18 protein-coding genes are annotated in these 17,655 nt (G+C 61.0%); 8 read left to right on the plus strand and 10 right to left on the minus strand.

Features of this window, described 5'->3' with window-relative positions; translation table 11 throughout:
• Window positions 1-243: 243 nt before the first annotated feature.
• The 6 genes from JDW18_RS10065 to JDW18_RS10090 are packed head-to-tail and all read right to left on the minus strand — an operon-like array spanning window position 244 to window position 5,622.
• The gene (locus JDW18_RS10065; protein WP_218243472.1) at window positions 244-957 is read right to left on the minus strand and encodes a nitroreductase; all 714 of its coding nucleotides are present in this window, start codon (window positions 955-957) and stop codon (window positions 244-246) included.
• A gap of 27 nt (window positions 958-984) precedes the next feature.
• Window positions 985-2,202, minus strand: a complete 1,218-nt coding sequence (locus JDW18_RS10070) for a thiolase family protein (protein WP_218243473.1) — start codon at window positions 2,200-2,202, stop codon at window positions 985-987.
• Complete coding sequence (locus tag JDW18_RS10075) at window positions 2,190-3,683, minus strand: AMP-binding protein (protein WP_218243474.1); 1,494 nt, start codon at window positions 3,681-3,683, stop codon at window positions 2,190-2,192. The genes JDW18_RS10070 and JDW18_RS10075 overlap by 13 nt, the downstream gene beginning before the upstream one ends.
• Window positions 3,683-4,285, minus strand: coding sequence for a biotin transporter BioY (locus JDW18_RS10080; protein ID WP_218243475.1), 603 nt, complete (start codon window positions 4,283-4,285; stop codon window positions 3,683-3,685). The genes JDW18_RS10075 and JDW18_RS10080 overlap by 1 nt, the downstream gene beginning before the upstream one ends.
• Window positions 4,286-4,295: 10 nt before the next feature.
• The gene (locus tag JDW18_RS10085; protein WP_218243476.1) at window positions 4,296-4,889 is read right to left on the minus strand and encodes an energy-coupling factor transporter transmembrane component T family protein; all 594 of its coding nucleotides are present in this window, start codon (window positions 4,887-4,889) and stop codon (window positions 4,296-4,298) included.
• A complete protein-coding gene (locus JDW18_RS10090; protein ID WP_218243477.1) occupies window positions 4,882-5,622 on the minus strand; it encodes an energy-coupling factor ABC transporter ATP-binding protein in 741 nt (246 codons plus the stop codon). The genes JDW18_RS10085 and JDW18_RS10090 overlap by 8 nt, the downstream gene beginning before the upstream one ends.
• A gap of 242 nt (window positions 5,623-5,864) precedes the next feature.
• On the opposite strand from JDW18_RS10090, the gene JDW18_RS10095 reads away from it, so the two are divergent.
• The gene (locus JDW18_RS10095) at window positions 5,865-6,050 is read left to right on the plus strand and encodes a hypothetical protein (protein WP_218243478.1); all 186 of its coding nucleotides are present in this window, start codon (window positions 5,865-5,867) and stop codon (window positions 6,048-6,050) included.
• A 195-nt stretch (window positions 6,051-6,245) separates the two neighbouring features.
• Here the strand turns inward: JDW18_RS10095 and JDW18_RS10100 are convergent, their stop codons facing one another.
• From JDW18_RS10100 to JDW18_RS10110, 3 genes are all read right to left on the minus strand, one after another.
• Window positions 6,246-8,375, minus strand: a complete 2,130-nt coding sequence (locus tag JDW18_RS10100; RefSeq protein WP_218243479.1) for a TonB-dependent receptor family protein — start codon at window positions 8,373-8,375, stop codon at window positions 6,246-6,248.
• 115 nt (window positions 8,376-8,490) lie between these two features.
• Window positions 8,491-8,949 (minus strand): hypothetical protein, encoded by a 459-nt coding sequence (locus JDW18_RS10105; protein ID WP_218243480.1) that lies wholly within the window; start codon window positions 8,947-8,949, stop codon window positions 8,491-8,493.
• A gap of 221 nt (window positions 8,950-9,170) precedes the next feature.
• Window positions 9,171-9,788 carry an FMN-dependent NADH-azoreductase gene (locus tag JDW18_RS10110; protein WP_218243481.1) on the minus strand — a complete coding sequence of 206 codons (618 nt, stop codon included), beginning with the start codon at window positions 9,786-9,788 and terminating at the stop codon, window positions 9,171-9,173.
• Between the two features lie 201 nt (window positions 9,789-9,989).
• Between JDW18_RS10110 and JDW18_RS10115 the strand changes: the two genes are divergently transcribed.
• The 7 genes from JDW18_RS10115 to JDW18_RS10145 all read left to right on the plus strand — a co-directional run bounded on the left by JDW18_RS10115 (window position 9,990) and on the right by JDW18_RS10145 (window position 16,826).
• Window positions 9,990-10,904: a LysR family transcriptional regulator gene (locus tag JDW18_RS10115; protein ID WP_218243482.1), complete on the plus strand. Its 915-nt coding sequence runs from the start codon at window positions 9,990-9,992 to the stop codon at window positions 10,902-10,904.
• A gap of 164 nt (window positions 10,905-11,068) precedes the next feature.
• Complete coding sequence (locus JDW18_RS10120) at window positions 11,069-11,662, plus strand: RBBP9/YdeN family alpha/beta hydrolase (RefSeq protein ID WP_218243483.1); 594 nt, start codon at window positions 11,069-11,071, stop codon at window positions 11,660-11,662.
• A 250-nt stretch (window positions 11,663-11,912) separates the two neighbouring features.
• A complete protein-coding gene (locus tag JDW18_RS10125) occupies window positions 11,913-12,908 on the plus strand; it encodes a sulfate ABC transporter substrate-binding protein (RefSeq protein ID WP_218243484.1) in 996 nt (331 codons plus the stop codon).
• 165 nt (window positions 12,909-13,073) lie between these two features.
• On the plus strand, window positions 13,074-13,931 hold the full coding sequence (cysT, locus tag JDW18_RS10130; protein WP_218243485.1) for a sulfate ABC transporter permease subunit CysT: 858 nt from the start codon (window positions 13,074-13,076) through the stop codon (window positions 13,929-13,931).
• Window positions 13,932-14,080: 149 nt separating this feature from the next.
• Window positions 14,081-14,971, plus strand: a complete 891-nt coding sequence (gene cysW / locus JDW18_RS10135) for a sulfate ABC transporter permease subunit CysW (protein ID WP_425514800.1) — start codon at window positions 14,081-14,083, stop codon at window positions 14,969-14,971.
• A 29-nt stretch (window positions 14,972-15,000) separates the two neighbouring features.
• A complete protein-coding gene (locus tag JDW18_RS10140; protein ID WP_218243487.1) occupies window positions 15,001-16,128 on the plus strand; it encodes a sulfate/molybdate ABC transporter ATP-binding protein in 1,128 nt (375 codons plus the stop codon).
• A gap of 194 nt (window positions 16,129-16,322) precedes the next feature.
• Window positions 16,323-16,826, plus strand: a complete 504-nt coding sequence (locus JDW18_RS10145) for a disulfide bond formation protein B (RefSeq protein WP_218243488.1) — start codon at window positions 16,323-16,325, stop codon at window positions 16,824-16,826.
• Window positions 16,827-16,897: 71 nt separating this feature from the next.
• On the opposite strand, the gene JDW18_RS10150 is transcribed toward JDW18_RS10145, so the two are convergent.
• Window positions 16,898-17,575, minus strand: a complete 678-nt coding sequence (locus JDW18_RS10150) for a glutathione S-transferase (protein WP_218243489.1) — start codon at window positions 17,573-17,575, stop codon at window positions 16,898-16,900.
• Between the last annotated feature and the right edge of the window lie 80 nt (window positions 17,576-17,655).

Genomic DNA, 17,655 nt, shown 5'->3' on the forward strand with positions numbered 1-17,655 from the left:
GAGCCGCTTTGCGGCTTCCCTAGCCGGGCGCCCCCTGAGGGGGACGGCGCCATCGCCGCGAGGCGGCTCTTGCTTGGTGCCTCTTTGTTGGGGTGTGCCTGTTTGGGCTGGATTTAACTAAGCGCTGCACTTGCAGCGCTTTTTCTTTGGCTCTTGATTTGGTAGCTTCTCGCGCTCGTCATTTCTTAGGTTCATGGGGGAAATGCCTTGAAACCTATTGCTTTTGTGCGCTGGCAGCTATCTTTATTCAAGTGTCTGAAACCACTCGCCCAGCGGTGCGCGGGTGGTGTGGGTCTGGTTGACGGGGGCGGTTTCATCGGCCCAGCCAATGGCCAGGCCGCAGACGATGTGCTGGTGCTCTGGCAGCTCCAGCACGCGGCGCACGGTGGCGGGGTAGGAGGCCAGAGCGCCGATAGCGCAACTGCCCAGACCCATGGCGGCTGCGGCCAGTTGCAGGCCGTATAGCGTCATGCCCAGGTCCATATAGCCGCCGGGGCCGTAGTGGGCGTCGATGGTGACGACCAGCGCCACGGGGGCGTCAAAGAACTGGTAATTGCGCGCAAACTGGGCATCGCGCCCGGCGCGGTCGTCGCGGGCTACGCCTAAAGCACCGTACAAGGCCTGCGCGGCTGCGACCTGGCGTTTGCGCAGTTGCATGGGCATGGGGCGAGGGAAGTAGGCGTAGTCTTCCTGCTCCGGGGCCTGGCTTTGAAAGTCTTGCAGCAGCGCATCCGTCAGCTGCTGGCGGCGCTGGCCTTGCACTGCAATCAGGCGACCGGGCTGCAGATTGCCGCCACTGGGCGCGCGTCTGGCGGCCAGCAGCAACTGCTGCAGCAAATCATGGGGCACAGCATCGGGCCGGAAAGCACGGGTAGAGCGGCGCTGCAGCAAGAGTGCCAAGGCTTCTGGTGCTGCAGTATTTAAGTCTGGAAAATGGCTATGGCCTAGGTTGGGCATGCGGTGGTTGCTATCAAAATTTATAACTTAAAGTGCGCGCGCTTCGGCACCCAGCCACTGCACCAGCGTGGCCGCGCCAATGCCCCCGGCGCCTGCAATGGCCGCCATGCTCAGCGCACCGGGCTGGCCGGATGCTTGCAGCTGCGCCAGGCTGCGCACCAGCGCAATTGCGCCCGATGCACTAATGGGGTGGCCGCGTGCCAGGCCGCCGCCCTGCGTGTTGATCTGTTCGGGCTGCAGGCCCAAAGCTTCGCAAAAAACCAGGCCTTGCACGGCAAAGGCGTCATGAAGCTCAACCGCAGACAGGTCTTGCGCTGATAGCTCTGATGGTTGTAGCGCCTGTGCACCACGCTGAAGCAGTTTTTGCGTGGCTGCAATGGCAGCCAGCATGGGTGTTTCAGGCGCTGCGCCCACGGATGCGCTGGCCAGCCATTGCGCGCGTGGCTGCAGCTGCCACTGCGCGCAGGCTTCGGGCGTTGCCAGCAGCAGCAGGGCGGCACCGTCTGCCTTGGCAGAGATGGTTAGCGCGCTTAGGCCATAAAGCTCACCTTTTTCGTCCGCCGCGCTGTGCGCCACGATGGGCATGCGCGCAGCGCGACTGGCGGTCAAGGTTCGGGGATAGCTGTCGTGGTCTAGGCCCGCCACGGGGGTGATTTCTGCGCGCAACGACTGCTGCGCTGCAACGGCACGGTTGTGGCTTTGCAGGGCGTAGCTTTCCTGCGCATGGCGAGGGTAGGTGTGTTGGCAGGCATAGTCAGCCGCTGACTGCAGCATGTCGGGGTCGCGTGCGGGGTCTGGAGCAAAGGGTGGGCGCTCGTAGCTTTGGGGAAGCTCATCGGCATGGCGCGGGCGGGTCTGGCGGATGGGGGCACGGCTCCAGGCTTCTGCACCGCCGGCAATCACGATTTGCGCCTGGCCCGATTTCAGCAGGCCCACGGCCATGGCAATGGCATCCAGGCCCGAGCAGCATTGGGTGTCGATGCTGTGCGCGGCGCAGCTATCGGGCAAGCCTGCAGCCAGCGTCAGCATGCGGGCGGGGTTGCCACCTGCACCCAGGGCATTGCCCAGCACCACAGCGTCTATGGCCTGAGGCGGCAGGCCGGTTTGTGCCAGCAATGATTGCAGCAGGGGCGCGCCTATCTCGTGGCTGTGTAACTGGCCCAGCGCGCCGCCTGTGGGGGCGACGGGGCTGCGTGCCCAGGCTAGTATGGGCACGGCGTGGGAGGCTGGGGCTAGCTTTGCCATGGCTGTATTTCTGGCAAGTCGCCCGGGCTGGGGTCAGCACGCTGCATTTGCTGCAGCGCTTGGCCGATGCGGCCATGGTCGGTCTTGCCGCTGGCGGTTTGCGGCCATTCTTCGCACACCCACCACTGGCGCGGCACTTTGAAGGCTTCGGTGCGCTCGCGCAGCCATTGCGCCAGTTGCAGGGCGGTTGGGGGCGTGCTGCCTGCCTGCCATTGCAGCACCGCATGCACCTGCATGCCGCGCAGCGCATCGGCCAGGCCGTGCAGTGACACCTGAGCAATCGCAGGATGGCTGACCAGCAGGTTTTCCACCTCTTCGGGAAACAGGTTCTTGCCCTGCGTGACGATCATGCGGCTTTGCCGCCCCGCAAGGCACAGCATGCCACGCAGGTCGATATGGCCCATGTCGCGCACGGACAGCCAGTCCCCATCGCGCAGCACGGCCGTGGGGTCATGGGCGTCGCCCACATAGTCCATGAACAGCATGGGGCTGCGGATATAGATCAGGCCGTCTTCGGCAGCGCTCAGGGTGGGCTGTGCGATAGAGTGGTCAGCGGTGCGGCGAATGTCGATTTCCACATTGCTGAATGGGCGGCCCACGGCCTGTGGGCTGCTGGTTTCGTCAGCGTCCATCCAGGCTACAAAGCTGGCTTCGGAAGCCCCGTAGAACTCAATCAGGCGGGCATTGGGGAACAAGGCGCGCAGGGCCGGTGTGTGGTCACGCATCCAGCGCGCACCGCTGATGGTGATGAGCTGCACCTGCGGAATCGGCGCCAGCTTGCGATGCTGTGCCCATTGCAGCATCAGCAGCAACTGGCTGGGTACGGCCACCAGACAGGGCGTTTCGCCCTGGGCCAGCGTGGCCAGGCAGCGCTGGGCCGAGAATTTTTCCTGCACCACGGCGCCACATCCATACCAGATGCCTTGCATGGCCCCGAACAGAAACAGCGAGTGCGAGATGCGCCCCGGCGCCAGTGTGCGCTGGGCTACGACAGGGCCAAAGTCCTGCAGACCCACGCGAAAGCTCTCTGTCCACGACTGGTGGTGGCGCTTGAAGCCCTTGGGCAGGCCTGTGCTGCCAGAGGTAAAGCCGGTGTAGAAAGCATCCAGCGGCTGGGCTGTCTGGCTGTCAGAGGGCTGCAGCGGCATCCAGCCTTCGATGCGCTGGCGCACTGCGGGTTGCCAGTCGGGGTCGGCCACGGCGGCGCAGCGCCCGCTGGCGATGATGGCCAGAAAATCCACCAGGCGTTCCAGCGTGGAGAGCCTGGCATCCATCAGCACCATTTGCGGCGCGCGGCCAGCAACCAGCTTGGCGCGGCGCCTTTGCACTTCGGCATGCAACTGGGCAAAGGTCCAGCTGGCATCCTCGCTTTGCAGCGCAATCGCGTCAGGGCGCTGTTCGGCCCAGTGCGCCAGTGGCCCATGAACCAGCTGCCAGAAGTCCTGCAGCGGCGAGGTCACTGGCAAGTCATGGGCGCTCATTATTGGCGTCCGCCAAAGCGCCAGTCCGGCATGCCGCGTGCCACGGTGTGGACGATGATGGCGCACAGAATGCACTTGATGAAGTCGCCGGGCACAAAGGCCAGGGTCACCTTGAAGGCCTGGCTCAGGCTCATGCCTGCAATGCCCATCAAGCCCATGACGCCAAAGGCATGCAGACACAGCAGGCCACCCAGCAGCGATGCGATAAAAGCGCTGAGTGCCGTGCGGCGCGGTGTGCTTTGCGGCAGGGCGGCCATGATGGCGCCCGTAATACCGGCGGCCAGCGCGTAGCCCACCAGATAGCCGGCAGACGGCGCCATGAACACGCCAATGCCGCCGCGCCCGCCGGACAGCAGGGGCAGGCCCACAGCCACAGCCGCCAAAAACAAGAGCATGGACTGCAGGCCGCGCCAGGGGCCGAGCATGACGCCCGCCAGCATCACACCCAGCGACTGGATGGTGATGGGCACGCCCAGGGGCAGGTCAATCTTGGGAATCAGGCCCATGACGGCCATCAGCGCCGCAAACAGCGACACCTGAGCCATGGAGCGCGCGCCGCTGCGCGAGAGTGTGTGGGAGGGGGTGTTGGAAGGGGTAGCCATCATCAATCTCCTAAAAACCTAATCTGGCCCAGAGGGCATCGGCCACGCGGCGCGTGGCTTGCAGCATATGAATCGTCAGCGGTGCAATCAGGCGCAGACCGCCACTTTTGCCGGTGCGCAAGCGGTGCGCATCGTCCAGCTTTTTCCATTGCACAAAAAAATGCTCGGTAAAGCGCAGCATCAGCGCAATCTGCATGGCAACTCGCTCTACCGGAATGCCCAGCCGGGCCAGTGGTGACAGCAACCATTCCAGCACCTCCACCAGATCACTGGGGCGGGTGGTAATCGTCAGCGCAACACCCAGCGTGGACGCGCAGATCAGGCGCAGCGCGCTGACGGCGGCCAGCTCATGGTTGCCCATGAACACATGAAAGCCCGCCACCAGCAGCGCAGCAATGATGACCGAGCGCATCAGCCGCCGGGCCACCTGGGTGGCCTGGCCCAGAGAAAACCACAGAATCAGGCAAACCAGCCCAGCGCCCGCCAGCAGCATGGGGGAGGTTGTCAAAAACAATAGCGTTCCGCCGATGGCCAGCAGCAAGAGCTTGAGGCCTGCACGCCAGCGGTGCAGCCAGGTGGGGAATTCGCTGTAGAGACTACCCATGCAGCGCTCCACCTTGCGTGCCTGCGGCGTTTGCGGTGATTTCGCTCAGGCGCGCAGCGACATCGGCCTCATAGGTGCGGCAGACCTCGGCGCCGGGACCATCACCACGGATACGGCCTTGCTCCAGCCACAGCACGCGCTCAAAGCTGCGCACATGGTCCAGCACATGGGTAGAGACCAGAACCTGCTGCGGTGCGGCGGCAATATCCTGCGCTAGCCGGGCCTGACCGGGCAGGTCCAGACTGGCAAAAGGCTCATCCAGCAGCAGCACGCTGGGCGCGGCAATCAGCAGCGACAGCCAGCACACCTGCTGGCGCTGGCCCTGACTCAAGCTGCTGACAGCGCGTTCAGCCCAATGCGCCAGCCCGCGCTGGGCCAGCAGCTCCCGTGCAGCTGCCTTGGCCTGCTGTTTGTTCAGGCCTTTGGGGCGCAGGCCCAGTGCCAGCTCTTCCTCCACCGTGGGGAAAATGATCTGGTCGTCGGGGTTTTGAAACATCAGGCCCACCAGCCCCGGCTTGCCCTGACGGGCTTGCAGCAGCGGCGTGCCATCGATCCGAATTTCACCTGCCACTGGAAGTTCCAGCCCGCACAGCATGCGAAACAGGCTGGACTTGCCCGCCCCGTTATCGCCAATCACGCCAATGCGCTGCTGGCTCAGGTGCAGGTTCAGCCCGTCAAACACCGTGGTCTGCCCGCGCTTGAGCTGCACATCAATGATTTGCAGCTCGGTCATAGGCCTTGCAGCCGCAGGGCGGCGCTCCAACAGGGATGCAGACGGGTGGACAGCATGGAAACCAGAAACCTCGAATCAATTCAAACCATGGACACCCATGGCGTGGCGGATTCTAGCCCCGGGAAATTGCCTTTAAAAGCTTCCAAATTTGCAGCTTTTTATGTGAATTGCATATAAGAAATCGCATCTTCAATTTCGCATCTTTGAAGGGCTGCGAAACCCAGAATTTGGCGTCAGTTGCCATGCAGTTGCTGAAATTTGGCATGGGGTTTCAAAACTCTGCGCTGATTGCGCTGTCTTTATCGGCTAACGTCTGCGAAATCAAAAAACATCGGTTTGAAAAAGATCGCCAGTTCACGAAATTTGGCGCGAATTGGCCGATGTTGCAGGGCTTGCATGCCGCGGCCGCTGAAAAGGCTGTGATTTGACCGCTGAGCTCAGGCATTCAGACCGGGACTTTGCCGGTTTTGCGCCGGTTTGCCGCTTTGAAATAGAGGGAAAAAATTTCAAAAAAGCTGCAAAAAGAGTTTTGAGAGCCTGTGAAAGGCGGGCTGCAGCGCCTTTGGACGTAAAAAAGCGGGCACGAGGCCCGCTTGTGGTTAGGAAAACAATCAGCTGTCAGCTCAGAACTGGTAGCTGAGGCTGGCCCCCGCCATCCACTGGCGGCCTGGGGCTGCTTCGTAATAGCGACCATTGCCCTCGTTGACGATGACCGAGCCGACATAGTTCTTGTCGGCCAGATTGTCGACACGGGCAAAGGTATTGAGCTTCCAGGCGCCAAGGCGCTTGGTGTAGCCCACACTCAGGCTGGCCACGTTGTAGCTGGGGGCGTAGACGGTGTTTTTGTCGCCCGCTGCAATCTGGCCCATGCGGCGCCAGTCCAGGCCCACGCGCCAGTCGGTGGCGGGCTGCCACTCCAAGCCGACATAGGCCATGTTCTGGGCGGTGCCTGCGATGCGGTTGCCAGCTGCGATGCAGTCCGCGCCGCTGGCATTGCAGTAGCCGCTGCGCAGACGGGCATCCAGCAGAGTCAGCGCACCATTGACGCGCAGCTTGGGGTGGAGCCAGGCATTGGCGCTTAACTCCAGACCCTGGCGGCGGGTCTTGCCTGCGTTTTGATAGGAACTGCGGCCATTGTCATTGCTGGCCACCACGATTTCATCATCGGTGTGGGTTTGGAACAGTGCGACAGACCAATCTCCGCGCATGCCCGCAGCATTGAAGCGCTGCTTGATGCCTAACTCTGCACTGGTCGATAGCGCAGGTTTGAGAGCGAAGTTCAGCCCAGATGGGGGAGGAGTGCCTGGGCGGTAAGAACTCTCATTGAACGTGGGCGTCTCCATGCCGCGCCCCAGTGAGGCATAGACATTGGTGTCCTGAGTGAGTTCGTGCTGCAGTGAAACAACCGGCAAGAGCTTATGGAATCCGGTGCTGCCGCTATCGTCTTTATCCGCCAGAAAATGGTCACTAGATTTGAATTGCACATTGCTCCAGCGCAGGCCTGCATCCAGTTTCCAGCGGGGGGCAAACGCCCAGCTGGCTTGCAGATAGGGGTCGATATTGGTGAGCGTGTTGCGCTCGTCGCGCACCAGATCACCAACCACGCCTAACTGAGTGCCCACGAAGTTCTTGTAGCCCTTGCGGTCTTCCTTGACGGTGTTGGCAGCAAGGCCTGCGATCAGGCTGAAGTCGCCGCCGCCCAGCTGGTATTTACCGCTCCAGCGGGCATCAAAGCCACCGTAGTCGCGTTGCAGGCCGATGACGCCGCCTTTGTACCCCGTCTGGGAGCCCTTGGGGGTGGACTGAAACTGCATCATCTCGCGCTGACCGGCATAGGCCATGAAGCGCAGGGCATTGCTGCCGTCCAGTTGGCGCTCGTAGGTCAGGCCCGCCTGTGTCTGCTTGACGCTTTTGCGAGAGTTGTAGAGCAGGGCATTGGGGGTGGTTGCCTTTGGATCTTTTGTCCAGTCGGCAGGGGAGATACCACCGGGGTCATTCGCATCAATGTCCACATGATTGGCCACCAGCGTGAGGTGGCTGTATTCATCGGGTTTGACGTCGATGCGGGCATTGAACAGGTTTTTGTCGGCGGCGCTTTGTGCGCGGTAGCCATCGGTCAAAAAGCGGCTGGCGCTGAGCACATAGCCAATGCCGTTGGCTTCACCCTTGGCTTTGAGGCCCAGGCGCTTCTGGCCATTGCTGCCCAGCGCGAAAGTGCTTTCCACCTGCGGCTTGCCTTCGCCTTGCTCGGTGTAGGCGTTGATGACGCCGCCAGAGGCATTGCCATACAGGGCAGAGTACGGCCCGCGCAGCACTTCCATGCGCTCCAGCGAGCCTATGTCGATGTTGTTGGTCTGGCCCTGTCCGTCAGGCATGGTGGCCGGGATGCCATCCACATAAATCTGGATGCCGCGCACGCCAAAGGTGGAGCGTGCACCAAAGCCGCGAATCGACAGCTGCAGGTCTTGCGCGTAATTCTGGCGGTTCTGCAACTGCAGGCCGGGCACGCTGCTCAGCGTTTCAGAAACGTTGACCTGCCACTGGCGGTCGCGCATGCGCTCGCCGTCAATCAGGCTGATGGCCGCAGGTGTCTGCTCCAGCGTGCTGGACTGCAGGGTGCTGCGGACGGTGACTTCGGAGAGTTGGGGGGCTGCTGGCTCTTGCGCCTGAGCTTGGGCAAGTGGGGTGGTGGTCAGCAGGCTGGCTGTGATGACTGGCCAGCCGGCCAGACCACAGAGGCGTGAGAAACGCATTGAGATACCTTGAAAGAGTCACGAAAAGCGGCCGCTAGCTTAGCGATCTGCTTTCATCCTGTCTGGCTAGCGGGTATGAGTCACGAGGGCTAACCAGCAGTGACAGCAAGCTATATCAATGAGAACGGGCGTTGGCCTGTGCCTGATCCATGGCGTCGATGATGGTGACGCCGGTTTGCTGAACGCCGGGGGCATCGAAGCCGGGGCCGGGGGTGACTGCAGGGTGGCTCAGCAGTTTTTGCGCCATGGTGGGCTGGGCTGCTGCAGTGGCCGGGGCTTCTGCCGGGGATGCAGCCTTGGCAGGGTTCGTATTGGTGGCGGCCTCGGTGTCTGCATCCGTGCTGGCGGCAGCGGGCTCCTGGTTCGATTTCAGGTAGTCGTTGTAGCGCTGATAGGTCTGGCGCTCTTCTCGGGCCTGGTCCTGCTGCTTGGAATATTGCAGATACTGGTAGCCACCCGTTGCCACCACAAGCAAGCCGACCAGAAAGACCGCCACGGCTGTAAAGGCCCAGTTTTCATCAGAGCGCTGAGCGGGCTGTCGTAGAGAGTGTGGCTGAGAGGGAAGACTGGGCATGGGTGAGGCAGAGCATCGTGCACTTGTGGTGACTGATGTGTCTGAAAGTATCTAATTGCTTCAAGAGTAGCAAAAAAACATTCATGACAGGCTTGCCACGACAATGTTTTGCAGATATTGAACCCCGGTCTTGTGCAGACGCAAAAAAGCCGGGCGCTGCATGGCAGGCCCGGCCAGTATGGCTTGATGCTACTTTAATCGTAGCTGCCAGCGCTGATGAATCAAGCGGTAGCGGCTTCCAGCGCTTCAATCTGCGCCTTGGCGCCTTGCACGGCGGTTGCGCGGGCTTCGGGGCCCATGCCAATGCCTTCGGCGCGCACAAAGTTCACATCAGTCACGCCCATGAAGCCGAAGATGACCTTCAGATAGCTTTCTTGGTGTTCCATGGCCTGGCCCGCTTCGCTGGTCGAATAGAAGCCGCCGCGTGTGGATGCCACGATGACTTTCTTGTCACCCGCCAGGCCGACGGGGCCGGTTGCGGTGTACTTGAAGGTGCGGCCTGCCTGAGCGATGCGGTCGAACCAGGCCTTGAGCTGGGTGGGAATGCTGAAGTTGTAGAAAGGCGCGCCGACCACGATCACATCAGCAGCCAGGAACTGGCTGACCAGTGCCTCGGAGATGGCGTTTTCCTGGCGCTCAATTTCGGTGGAAGCGGCCTGGCCGGTGCGAAAACCCATGGACTGGGCATTCAGGTGGCTGGGGGCGTTCACGGCCAGATCCAGATAGTCCACATGGGCTTCGGGGTTGGCTTGCAGCAGGTTGCTCACGATATCCGCAGTCAGTTCACGCGATACGGAGTTGGCGCCGGTAATTGCCGAGTCAATGTGCAGAATTTGCATGATGTTCTTTCAATCGCTGTCTAAAAGACGTGTTTCGGGGCTAAGAGGGGTTAAGAGGCCTTGGCCTGCAAGCCGCAGATCAGAAGCCAGATTCGTTTGTCGATGGGATAGATTATGGATTTGGAGAGATTGGGCGATAAGCCCGCAAAAATGCGATAGATTGTCCTGAATATCTACCCAATAGAAGCAAAGGAACTGTGCATGGTCGATCTCAATGACATGCTGTACTTCGTCGAAGTGGTCGAGCGTGGCGGCTTTGCGGCTGCGGGCCGTGCGCTGGGTATTCCCAAGTCCCGCCTGTCGCGGCGTGTGGCTGAGCTGGAGGAGCACTTGGGTGTGCGCCTGCTGCAGCGCACCACGCGCAAGCTGTCATTGACGCAGGTGGGTGAGACTTATCTGCGCCATTGCCAGGCCATGCGCGATGCGGCCCTGGCGGCATCGGATGCGGTGGCCGAAGTGCAGACCGAGCCACGCGGCACGATTCGCGTGAGCTGCCCGGTAACTCTGGCACAGACGGTGGTGGGCGAGCTGATGCCCGACTTTCTTCAACGCTGCCCGCTGGTGCATGTGGAGATGCAGGTGACCAACCGGGTCATCAATCTGGTGGAAGAGGGTGTGGACGTGGCGCTGCGTGTGCGCCCCAGCCTTGAAGAAAGCGGCTCCATGGTGGTCAAGCGGCTGGACAGCTCGCACCAGATTCTGGTGGCCAGCCCCGGTTTGCTGGAGCGTCAGGGCACGCCCAGCACGCTAGAGGATCTGCAGTTGCTCGACAGCATGTCCATGTCGGCCGTGGATGGCCACTCCAACTTGCTGCTGGTCGGGCCCGAGGGCAAGGAGCACCGCCTGCAACTGCAGCCGCGCTATGTGGTGGATGATTTGCTGACGCTGAAATTTGCGGCGCTGGCAGGCAGCGGCATGTGCTGGCTGCCTGACTATATGTGCCACCAGGAGCTGCAGCAGGGCGCGCTGGTGCAGTTGCTGCCCCAGTGGGCGCCGCCGCCGGGCATTGTGCATGCCGTCTTCCCCTCGCGCCGTGGGCTGGCGCCAGCGGTTCGGCATTTTCTGGATTTTCTGGGCGAGCGCATGCCGGGCAGCAGCGTTGCAGCCATGCAGTAGGGGCGGCTGAGATTCAGGTGTGGGGCTGGATTCAGCCCACGCGCAGGGCGAAGCAGGTTCTTTGCATTAGCTTCTGCCCATAAGGAAAGAACAAAACATTCGTTGGGTTTTGCACGCTCCACTTTCACAATGCGGCGTATCGAACAAGAGCCTCAGGAGGCCGCATGAATTCTCCCTATCGCATCGTCATCGTGCCGGGCTGGCGCAACTCCGGTCCCGGTCACTGGCAAAGCCTCTGGGCAGAGCAATTGCCGGATGCCGTGCGTGTGCAGCAAAAAGACTGGCTGGTGCCGCACCGCGATGCATGGGTGGGCGCGCTGGAAGAGCTGCTGCTGGCCGATGAGCGCCCCGCTGTGGTGGTGGCCCACAGTCTGGGCTGCATCACCACGGTGCATGTGGGTGAGGAGGCCGCTTCCCGCATTCATGGCGCGCTGCTGGTTGCCCCGGCAGACCCGGAGCGCCGCGCGCAGCTGGCCGATTTTGCGCCCGTGCCATACGCTCCCTTACCGTATCGCAGCGTGCTGGTTGCCAGCAGCAACGACCCGTTTTGCCCCATTCGCCGCGCTGGCGCCTATGCCCGGGCCTGGGGCAGTGAGCTGGTGCGTCTGCAAAACGCGGGTCATGTCAATGTCGAGTCGGGCTTCGGGGCCTGGCCTCTGGGCCTGGCGCTGCTGCAATCCTTGACAGAAGCGCAGGGATGGCAGGGCGCGCAGGCCAGAAACCCGCGGGAACTGGCGCCAGAGGCCATAGGCGCATGAAAGGCATTGTGTTTTCCAGGCCGGGGTGAGAGGGATTCAAAGCAGCAGTAGCTGCTTTTTTTATAGCTGCCTGCGCTTTATGGATGGGCACTTGAACCACTTTTGGGGCTCAATCATCAAGCGTTCATTTTCTATATATAAATTTCAAGCAAAACAAAGAAAAATATATTCTTTTGAGTTTTAAGAATGCATTCGCACAATCTATACATCTCCAAACACATTGCACTAGTTGCATAAAAGGCTGCGAACCATGCATTCCGTGAAGCTCAAGACATTGCTGGCATCTATTGCACTGGCCGCCGCCGGTGCCGCATCGGCCCAGACCCAGTTGCTCAATGTCTCTTATGACGTGGCGCGCGAGTTCTACAAGGACTACAACGCGGCTTTCATCGCTCATTACAAGAAGACCAAGGGTGTGGACATCAAGGTGGACCAGTCGCATGGCGGCTCCAGCGCCCAGGCGCGTGCCGTCAACGACGGCCTGGCCGCCGATGTGGTGACCTTCAACACAACCACCGACGTGGACTTCCTGGCCCAGAACGGCGTGGTTGCCAAGGACTGGAACAAGAAGTTCCCCCACGATGCATCGCCCACCACATCGACCATGCTGTTCCTGGTGCGCAACGGCAACCCCAAGAACATCAAGGACTGGTCGGATCTGGTGCGCCCCGATGTGAAGGTTGTGGTCGTGAACCCCAAGACCGGCGGCAATGGCCGTTATGCCTATCTGGCAGCCTGGGGCTCTGTGCGTGAAAAGGGTGGAACTGATGCCCAAGCTGCCGAGTTTGTGCAAAAGCTCTACAAGAACGTGCCTGTGCTGGGCAAGGGCGGGCGCGACGCGACCAGCATCTTCCTGCAGCGCAATATTGGCGACGTGCTGATTACCTTTGAATCCGAAGTCGTGTCCGTGGACCGTGAGTTCGGTCAGGGCAAGGTTGATGCGGTCTATCCATCGGTCAGCATCGTGGCTGAAAACCCCGTGGCCGTGGTGGAGCGCACCGTGGGCAAGAAGGGCACAACCCAGCTGGCCAACGACTATCTGCAGTGGCTGTATTCCGATGAAGCGCAGGAAATTGCAGCCAAGCACGCCATCCGTCCTCGCTCCGAGGCTGTGCTGAAAAAGCATGCTGACCAGTTCAAGCCCATCAAGCAGTTCACCGTGGCCAAGTATTTTGGCTCGCTGACCGAAGCGCAGAAGGTGCACTTCAACGATGGCGGTCAGTTTGACAAGCTGTATGGGAAGTAACTAGCACCCCCTGAGCGGCTCTGCCGCTTCCCCCTCTCTCGCTTTGCTTCGCAATGCGGGAGGGGGACAACATCCTCGCTGCGGGACGGCCCTTGCTTGATGTTTCTGAGCTGGGCCGTGCTTGTTTGATCGGCAGTGAATCCTTTTCCCGTTCTGTCTTTGAATATGTCTTCTGCTGCTTCAGCCCCACGCAAGGCGCGTAGTGCCAAGCGCGTGCTGCCCGGTTTCGGGCTGACACTGGGCTACACGATCTTTTATCTGAGCATCATTGTGCTCATCCCGCTGGTGGCGCTGCTGTCAGCCACCTTCACCATGACCTGGGCGCAGTTCTGGGAAGCGGTGTCGGCTCCGGCTGTGCTGTATTCCTACAAGCTGTCGTTTCTCATGTCTTTCGTCGCCGCCTGCATCAATGCAGTGTTCGGCCTGCTGATTGCCTGGGTGCTGGTGCGTTATTCCTTCCCCGGCAAGAAGATTGTGGATGCGCTGGTGGATCTGCCCTTTGCGCTGCCAACGGCGGTGGCGGGTATTTCGCTGTCGGCGCTGTATGCGGGCAATGGCTGGATTGGTCAGTACTTTGAGTCTCTGGGCATCAAGATGGCCTACGACGCCAAAGGCATTGCCATTGCGCTGATCTTTATCGGCCTGCCATTTGTGGTGCGTACCGTGCAGCCCGTGCTGGAAGACTTTGAAAAAGAGCTGGAAGAAGCGGCAACCAGCCTGGGTGCATCGCGCTGGCAGATTTTCTACAAGGTCATCCTGCCCCATATCGGCCCGGCTCTGCTCACAGGCTTTGCCATGGCGTTTGCGCGGGCGGTGGGCGAGTATGGCTCGGTCATTTTTATCTCCAGCAATATTCCCATGGAGTCCCAGATCACACCGCTGATCATCATGGGCAAGCTCGACCAGCATGACCTGCCCGGCGCGACCGCTGTGGCCGTCGTCATGCTGCTGATTTCGTTTGTGCTGCTGCTGTTCATCAATGCACTGCAGGCCTGGCAACGCAAGGCTCAGGGAGGCCGTTGATGCAAGAACTTCATAACATTGCAGATGCGCTGTTCCCCAACAGTCTGTCGATCTGGAGCTATCTGCTCATCGGTGTGGTGCTGGCGCTGATCGTGCTGGTGCTGCTCTACAAAATTACGGCCCCACCCAAGAGCACCAAACTGGGCAAGATGACCACCACCGAGCCGCGCTGGGTGCGCTGGGTGCTGATCACCACCTCGTTGCTGTTCATGCTGGTGTTTTTGATCCTGCCTCTGCTGTCCGTGTTTGGCGAAGCGCTGCGCAAGGGCTGGGATGCTTATCTGACCGCACTGGCCGAGCCGGATGCGCTCTCGTCCATCAAGCTCACCTTCATCACTGCGCTGATCTGCGTGCCGCTGAACTTGGTGTTCGGCATTGCCGCAGCCTGGTGCATTGCCAAGTACGAGTTCAAGGGCAAGGCCTTCCTGACCACGCTGATTGATCTGCCGTTTTCCATCTCCCCCGTGGTTGCGGGCCTGATGTATGTGCTGGTCTTTGGTGCCAATGGCTGGCTGGGCCCGTGGCTGGCGGAAAACAAGATTCAGATCATCTTTGCCGTCCCCGGCATTGTGCTGGCCACCATCTTCGTGACCTTCCCCTTCATCGCCCGTGAACTGATACCGCTGATGCAGGCGCAGGGCAGCGACGAGGAATATGCCGCCGTGGTGCTGGGCGCCAGTGGCTGGCAGACCTTCTGGCATGTGACCCTGCCCAATATCAAGTGGGGTCTGGTCTATGGCGTGATTCTGTGTAACGCCCGTGCCATGGGCGAGTTCGGCGCGGTGTCCGTGGTCTCCGGCCATATCCGGGGGCAGACCAACACCATGCCGCTGCACGTAGAGGTGCTCTACGGCGACTATCAGGGCGCAGCCGCCTTTGCCGTGGCCTCGCTGCTGGCTTTGCTGGCGCTGGTGACTCTGGTCATCAAGTCGATTGCCGAATGGCGTGCCGAGCAACTGGCCAAGGCCGCTGCCGAAGCACCGCCCGAGCGCCCCAGCCAGACCAGCATTCCATCGAATAAAACCGCCAAGGCAGCCTGAGCTGCCCGGATCAGAACAAGAGATTCATCATGAGTATCGAAATCCGTAACGTCAGCAAGCAGTTCGGCGACTTTCAGGCCCTGCGCGATGTCAGCCTCGATATCAAGTCAGGCGAGCTGATTGCCTTGCTTGGCCCCTCGGGCTGCGGCAAGACCACGCTGCTGCGCATCATTGCCGGCCTGGAAACGGCCGATGTGGGCAGCATCCACTTCAGCGGCGAAGACACGACCGATGTGCATGTGCGTGACCGCAACGTGGGCTTTGTGTTCCAGCACTACGCGCTGTTTCGCCACATGACCGTGTTCGACAACGTGGCTTTTGGCCTGCGCGTCAAGCCCCGCAAGGAGCGCCCCAGCGAAGCCGTGATCAAGGAAAAGGTCATGAAGCTGCTCAAGCTGGTGCAGCTGGACTGGATTGCTGACCGCTATCCCTCGCAGCTCTCTGGTGGCCAGCGTCAGCGTATTGCGCTGGCCCGCGCTCTGGCGGTGGAGCCCAAGGTGCTGCTGCTGGACGAGCCCTTTGGTGCGCTGGATGCCAAGGTGCGCAAGGAACTGCGCCGCTGGCTGCGCCAGTTGCACGATGAGCTGCATGTGACCTCCATCTTCGTGACCCACGACCAGGAAGAAGCGCTGGAAGTGGCCGATCGCGTGGTCGTCATCAACCAGGGCAAGATCGAGCAGGAAGGCACACCGCAGGAAGTGTGGGACAACCCGGCCACGCCTTTTGTCTATGGCTTCCTGGGCGACGTGAACCTGTTCAAGGGCCGCGCCAGCGATGGCCGCGTCTATCTGGACGATGGCATGCAGCTCGACAGCGCAGACGCACGCGGTGCGAATGACAGCCAGGCCTTTGCCTATGTGCGCCCGCACGATCTGGAGGTGGAGCGTTACTCGCCCGGCCAGAACCTGGACGCACACGGTCGCCCCACAGGCATCGTGGCCCAGCTCTCTCGCGCCATTGTGGTCGGCCCCATCGCAAGGCTGGAACTTATTCCCTCCGAGAACACACCAAGCTCGGGTGAGGCGGGGGAGGAAGCTTTGATCGAAGCCCAGATCCCTGCCCAGCAGTTCAAGGAAATGGGCCTGCGCGAAGGCGAAACGCTGGTGGTGACACCGCGCCGCGCCAAAGTCTTTCTGGATGAGGCGGCGGGGATTTGATTGCTCCCCCTGAGGCGCTACGCGCCTTCCCCCTCTCTCTACGCGCTGCGCGCTAGGGGAGGGGGACGACAGCATCGCTGCGAGGCGGCTCTTGCTTGCTGTCTCTTGCGAAAGAGGCGGTGCATACAGCCGGGATGAAGGCGTAGACGTTATCCTTGGCTTTGGCACGACTCGAAAATTTCGCAGAAAGAAAATTGATGCTTCAATGGTTTGAAACCGCGCCGCGGCGCATTCTGGGCTTGATCTGTCTGGCCTGTGTGGCCATGCTGGCCTTTGGCCTGTATCTGCAGCATGTGGTGGGGCTGGAGCCATGCCCGATGTGTATCGTGCAGCGCTATGCACTGATTTTGGTAGCTATCTTCACAGGCCTGGCAAGCGTCAGAGGCCAAAAAGGCTGGTGGATGAGCTTTGGCGTGCTGGCGCTGCTGATGAGCGGCTTTGGCGCATTTGTCGCCGCCCGCCAGACCTGGCTGCAGTGGTATCCCCCCGAGTTTGCGACCTGTGGCCGCGACTTTTACGGGATGATCGAGCACTACTCTTTCAGCCGTTCCATCCCCATGATCTTCCAGGGCTCGGGCGACTGTGCGGCCATTGACTGGACCTTTCTGGGCGGCTCCATCGCCAACTGGTCCTTCATCTGCTTTGCCGCGTTCTTTGTGATTCTGGCAACGCTTTTACTCAAGGCCTGCAAGCGCTGATCTGCTGCTCTCAGACAAAACAAAACCCCGAAGCGTTTTCACTCTTCGGGGTTTTGTGTTTTTGGGGAGCGTTAAAGGCTTTCCACGCTCTCGCCGACAAATGTCGGGCCCGTGCTGCCGGGAACCCAGCCTGGATAGGTTTCCATGACTTCGGCAAACAGGGCCGAATCAATCCAGCGCTGCAGCCAGTCTTGAAGATGGGGCCAGGGCTGCTCGTTCCACTGGGCTTCATCGATACGGGCGTACTGGCGCACAAAGGGGCGCAGCGCCATATCGGCCAGGCTGGGGTTCAGACCAAACAGATAGCCGGTTTCTTCCAGCAGGTCGTTGAGTTCGGACAGCCAGGTCAGCGCATCGGCCTGGGCCTGATTGACGGTCTCGGCATCGTGGCGCTCGGGGTATTTGCAGCGGTCCAGCGCCTGTTTGAAGAAGCCGTCATTGCGCTCGATCAGCGCCAGCATGTCTTCCAGACTGCCTTGTGTGGGCTGCAGCCAGCCATCGGGGTCGTGGCTGCGCAGCGCGTGCAGCATGACTTCCAGGCTCTGGTCTATCACTTTGCCGTCCTGCAGCACCAGCACAGGCACCGTGCCCTTGGGCGATGCATCCAGCAGCGCCTGGGGCTTGTTGCGCAGATTGATCTCACGCAGCTCGCAGGCCAGGCCCGCGTGGGCCAGCGCCAGACGGGCACGAATCGCGTAAGGGCAGCGACGGAAGGAATACAGAACGGGCAAAGTGGTTGCAGCGGTCAAGGCAGAAGGTGTGAAAAAGAAAAACAAAAGCGCCTGAATGCGGCGCGGGCTGGAGCGCTACTGTACCCGCAGCGCTGAAG

This window comes from Comamonas fluminis, assembly GCF_019186805.1.
GTDB classification, from domain to species: Bacteria; Pseudomonadota; Gammaproteobacteria; order Burkholderiales; family Burkholderiaceae_C; genus Comamonas; species Comamonas fluminis.